This is a genomic window from Paucihalobacter sp., from assembly GCF_036825875.1.
Lineage (GTDB): Bacteria > Bacteroidota > Bacteroidia > Flavobacteriales > Flavobacteriaceae > Paucihalobacter.
On sequence record NZ_DAISXK010000058.1, the window covers coordinates 12,540 to 15,094 of the forward strand.

Genomic DNA, 2,555 nt, shown 5'->3' on the forward strand with positions numbered 1-2,555 from the left:
CAAATTACGAAGTCACAATCTAAAATTTCACAAAGAAGTCCAAATCGACAAATCCGACGTATATATACTACCATCAACAAGTTTAAACCAAGACGTAATTGACTTAAAGGCCCAGCTAAACAAAATTGATGAAAAATATCAAATTGTTTTAAAAGCATTGTTTTTTGAGGGAATGACACAACAAGAAGCCAGCGAAGAATTAGATATTCCACTAGGAACTATTAAGTCAAGATTGAAAATTGGTTTACGAGAATTGAAAAAATTTTATGACTAAAGAGATGAAAGCCATGGATAAAAAATTACAGTTATTTTTAGAGTCTAATTTACTAGACCTCTATATTATTGGTGCGACTTCACCAGAAGAAAACAGAGAAGTTGAATATTTCATAAATAATCATGAAGAAGCTCAATTGGCTTATTTAGAAGGTCAAAACAATCTCGAAATTTTGGCTAAAGCAAATGCTATTGAACCTTCTAAAACAAATTTAAACACCATTCTGAAAGCAATTAATTCGAAAAATTCAAATTTCAACAATGAAGATAAAGGAAAAGTGATTTCAATGACCACCAAAACAAGCACAACGCCTTGGTACAGCATCACAGCCTCGGTTGCAGCCTTATTATTTGCAACAGTAGCGACCTCTTTATACTTCAACAACACCGCTTTAAAGTCTGAAAACCAAATAGTAGTTGAAGAGATTTTTGATTTAAGAAGCGACATTGAAAAAACCAACAGCCAGTTAAACGAACTAATGCTTCAGTTTCAAAAATTAAATAATCCTGATGCCCAGAAATACGTATTACGCGGTAACGAGCGCGCTCAAAAACTTGAAACCGTAGCCTATATAAATCCTGTGGAAAAAACTTCAATGCTTGATATAATTAGCCTTCCACAACTACCAGATGACCAGTGCTACCAAATTTGGGCAGAAATGACAGATAGAATGGTTAGCTTAGGTATTATTGACCCAAGAGATGCTAAATTAAAACCATTGCCTTATTTAGAAGACGCTTTAGCCATTACCATTACCATAGAGCCTAAAGGTGGTAATATAACTACAACGCCCGAACGAGAAGTTGCAGAAATAAGTTTGAACCAATAAAAAAACCGTTTTATTAGCATCATTATTAGCTTTTAAAACGGTTTTAAATGTCGTTGTGGTGATTCTACTCTTTATCAAACAAGGCTTTGTGGATAAATCCAGCAACTAAAGCACCTGCAGTAGGTGCTAGCCAAAATAGCCAAAGCTGCGGCAAATATGCACCTTCTGCAAATAGAGCTTGGCTAGTTGAGCGTGCCGGATTAACCGAAGTATTTGTAATTGGAATACTAATAAGGTGAATGAGGGTTAACGCCAGTCCAATGGCAATGGGCGCAAACCCTTTTGGCGCTCTGTGGTTAGTGCTACCAAGGATTATTAACAAGAAAAATGCTGTCAGTACAAATTCTGCAATAAGAGCCGAAACCATACTGTAACCATCAGGAGATAGGCTGTCGTAACCGTTAGCTGCAAAACCGCCAACATCAACAAACCCACTTTTGCCAGAAACAATTAAATACAACAAGGATGCCGCACCCACCGCACCAATTAATTGTGCTAAAATGTATCCAACTAAATCTTTGGCTTTAAATTTACCCCCGGCCCAAAGGCCAAAGGAAACTGCTGGGTTAAAGTGTCCCCCAGAAATATGGCCAACGGCATAAGCCATAGTTAAAACGGTTAAACCGAAGGCCAAAGCAACGCCGGCAAAACCAATACCCAATTCGGGAAATCCGGCTGCAAAAATGGCGCTGCCGCAACCACCAAAAACCAGCCAAAAGGTTCCAAAAAATTCTGCAAATAATTTCTTCATTGATAAATATTTAATAGTTAGTGATTTAAAATTAAATATTTTTAAGACATGTTTAACATCTCGTTGAAAAGATTCTAAAAATTCTAACTTTATTTCCTTCACAATTTCTCTATCATCAACTATCTTTGTAAAAAAAATAAGGATGGAGCTTTTATTAATTACCATAGTATTACTAGCACTTGCAGTTGGCGGCATTGCCATAAAAATATGGGCAAAAAAAGATGGTAAATTTGCCGGAACTTGTGCCAGCCAAAGCCCTTATTTAAATAAAGAAGGAGAATCATGCGGATTTTGCGGCAAAACACCCGACCAATTCGAAAACTGCAACGAACCTAAACACTCTTAACATAAATGCTGGAAGATGCATTGTTTTTCAGTTTTGCCGCGGTTCTTTTAATTCAATTAATTTATTACGGTTTTGTATTCTTAAAATTTTCATTTAAGGAATACACAATTCCCACAGCTAAAAACATTCCCGTTTCAGTAATAATTTGTGCAAAAAATGAGGCTGATAATCTTCGTTTAAATCTTCCATCCATTATACATCAAGACTATGCAAGTTTTGAAATTGTACTTATTGACGACAACTCCTCCGATGAAACTTTGGAGGTTATGGAGGAATTTGCCCAACAACATTCCAACATTAAAATTGTTAAGGTAAAACCAATTGACAAATTTTGGGGTAATAAAAAGTACGCACT

5 protein-coding genes are annotated in these 2,555 nt (G+C 36.0%); 4 read left to right on the forward strand and 1 reads right to left on the reverse strand.

Going from position 1 to position 2,555, the window contains the following annotated elements; all coding sequences use genetic code 11:
• Positions 1–274 (forward strand): RNA polymerase sigma factor (locus tag V7Z48_RS12460; RefSeq protein ID WP_334113883.1); only part of this gene is annotated, 274 nt, incomplete at its 5' end.
• Positions 267–1,103 carry an anti-sigma factor gene (locus V7Z48_RS12465; RefSeq protein WP_334113885.1) on the forward strand — a complete coding sequence of 279 codons (837 nt, stop codon included), beginning with the start codon at positions 267–269 and terminating at the stop codon, positions 1,101–1,103. The genes V7Z48_RS12460 and V7Z48_RS12465, both read left to right, overlap by 8 nt.
• Before the next feature lie 64 nt (positions 1,104–1,167).
• Here the strand turns inward: V7Z48_RS12465 and aqpZ are convergent, their stop codons facing one another.
• The gene (gene aqpZ, locus V7Z48_RS12470; RefSeq protein WP_334113886.1) at positions 1,168–1,854 is read right to left on the reverse strand and encodes an aquaporin Z; all 687 of its coding nucleotides are present in this window, start codon (positions 1,852–1,854) and stop codon (positions 1,168–1,170) included.
• Between the two features lie 142 nt (positions 1,855–1,996).
• Between aqpZ and V7Z48_RS12475 the strand changes: the two genes are divergently transcribed.
• On the forward strand, positions 1,997–2,200 hold the full coding sequence (locus tag V7Z48_RS12475) for a membrane or secreted protein (protein ID WP_334113887.1): 204 nt from the start codon (positions 1,997–1,999) through the stop codon (positions 2,198–2,200).
• Positions 2,201–2,205: 5 nt separating this feature from the next.
• Positions 2,206–2,555, forward strand: a 350-nt coding sequence (locus V7Z48_RS12480) for a glycosyltransferase (RefSeq protein ID WP_334113889.1), incomplete at its 3' end; no start/stop codon positions are given.

Bases quoted from the DNA above. Each gene is read 5' to 3' on its own strand.
- V7Z48_RS12465 (WP_334113885.1), top strand. From the start codon at position 267: ATGACTAAAGAGATGAAAGCCATGGATAAAAAATTACAGTTATTTTTA.
- aqpZ (WP_334113886.1), bottom strand. From the start codon at position 1,854: ATGAAGAAATTATTTGCAGAATTTTTTGGAACCTTTTGGCTGGTTTTT.
- V7Z48_RS12475 (WP_334113887.1), top strand. From the start codon at position 1,997: ATGGAGCTTTTATTAATTACCATAGTATTACTAGCACTTGCAGTTGGC.